The organism is Acidaminococcus sp. CAG:542 (assembly GCF_000437815.1).
GTDB lineage: Bacteria > Bacillota > Negativicutes > Acidaminococcales > Acidaminococcaceae > Acidaminococcus.
Window position 1 is genome coordinate 1 of record NZ_FR902055.1, and the last position, 2,009, is coordinate 2,009.

The window sequence follows — 2,009 nt, forward strand, 5'->3', positions numbered from 1 at the left end:
CCCCCAGACTGACGGCAGCCGTACCGTCGGTCTTCACTGTGACCTTTTCCGGGATTTTCAGGGGCTCCGTCCATTTCAGGGCCTTGGCCATCCGCACTTCCGGTTCCGGATGGGAGGCAAAGAGCCCGTACCCCGGATTCCCCATATCCTTGCTCATATCCTCCAGTTTGGCCATGGTCACATAGGACCCGTAGGGATTGTACCCGGCCAGGTTGGACAGCCGGAAGCCTTCCTGGTCCGCCTCCCGTTCGTCCTTCCGGCTGTAGCCGGCCAGCAGGGCCTGGCTGGCCGTGGAGGCCAGCACCATCCCTGCCCCCGGATCACCGGAAGCCACCCCTGCCAGCAGGGTCAAGAGGGACAGGGCCATCTGCTGTTCCATCTGATGGACCGTGTGGCGTTTTTCGATATGGCCGATTTCGTGGCCCAGCACCGCTGCCAGTTCGTCGTCACTGGTCATATAATCCAGGAGACCCTTGTACACGTAAATGAAGCCCCCCGGACAGGCCAGGGCGTTCACATCCGGGGTGTTCAGCACCTTGAAGGTATAGGTAAGGCCGGGACGGGTGCCGTTCTGGAGCAGCTTCTGGCCGATCCGGTTCACCCGGTCCTGGATCTCGTCATCCTGGACCAGGCCGTAGTGGTTCTCCAGCTGCTGAGCCACCTGCTGTCCCATTTCGATTTCCTGTTTCTGGCTGATCATGGCCGCCTGGCTCCGGGGCGCCGGAAGCACCATCAAAAGGCAAAAAGCCAGGATTCCAAACAGTCTGCGCATAACAATCCCTCCTGCATCCATATCCTGTTATTATACATGATGGAAGTGAGGGAGGGGTGAAATTTTTATTCCTGGACTGCTAAAATCGCAGGTCCTGTTTTATTGGGTCTCGGATAGGGGTCAAGGTTCTCGAGTCTCGGGCCAATGACCAGAACCAGCACCGTACTGAATACAGGAACGGGATAAAAATATAGCACCCTTATTTCGCCGAAGACGCCGTAGGGGAGCGCCGAAGGCACTCCCTTCCCGGCCTCCCGAAGGGCAATTTTTTACCTCTTATACCAAAGTCCCTGGCTGTCCAATGATGGGCAGGAATGATACGTTTCTGCCTCGCCCATGGATCGATAAAATTTTAGATTTTCTTTCCTCCGGAAGACTATCCTCTTTCAAAAAATAAGGAAAGGCCTTCGCTCCTGTCAGTAGCGCATGCTGCCTGAACCTGCAGGATAAAAGCCTTCCTTTTTGGCAAATTCATAAAATTTAATTCGTGCCTAACATTAAAATCTGTTTACGGATAACAAACCTGGCAAGGTACATACCCTTCTTCAATGGCTTCTTCCCGGCTGTCGATTTCAACAAAATTTTCTCGATGCCTGATGGTCCGGCAATTATCATTATGGAATTTCATCGTCCGCGGATTGCCCAGATAGGCCAGTGCCGGTGCAGCCAGACACAGAGTGGATAATAAAGCAACAAGGATCACCAATGCTTTTTTCATAATAACTCCCTCCCCATTCTCTCATTATTTTAAAACGATTGATTCTTTTCAGTCAATCTCAGGATGGTGGTGGCATCGGCGACAGCCAATATTTTGCAGGACCTGCCGACAACAAAGGAGTGATTGGCAGGAGCATTGAACTTATATTTATAGTTTTGTTTCTGTCCGTCCCCTGAAAGGGGCGTAAGCAGGGAGCATCCGCTTTAGCGGATAGCGAGGTCGCTTATGCCGTAGCTGGGGACCATGCGCAGCATGGTGGTGGGGTTCGGCCAGAAGCTTTGTACTTTCTTCCGTTAGAAACTCCTGGCCCCCAGGCCCCCCCCTACCCGTGCAAGCACGGGTCCTTTCCCCCTTTCAGGGGGACACAAGTTGGTAGAGGAATCGGCCTTGCTGGTATTCTGTGTGAGTATACGTCGATTCTTCGGGAGCTGGGAGGGCAGGCCCAGGAGGAGTCGGCGGGACAACATCGGGTGTTGTCGCTCCTGGGGTGGAGCACGCGGGCGATAGGGTCCGGCTTCC

General features: G+C 54.1%; 2 protein-coding genes. Both read right to left on the reverse strand.

Going from position 1 to position 2,009, the window contains the following annotated elements; all coding sequences use genetic code 11:
* A partial coding sequence (locus QVO43_RS03865; RefSeq protein ID WP_288174483.1) for a M48 family metallopeptidase occupies nt 1-772 on the reverse strand: 772 nt, incomplete at its 3' end.
* Between the two features lie 508 nt (nt 773-1,280).
* The gene (locus QVO43_RS03870; protein ID WP_022487276.1) at nt 1,281-1,490 is read right to left on the reverse strand and encodes an Ada metal-binding domain-containing protein; all 210 of its coding nucleotides are present in this window, start codon (nt 1,488-1,490) and stop codon (nt 1,281-1,283) included.
* Nucleotides 1,491-2,009 lie beyond the last annotated feature (519 nt).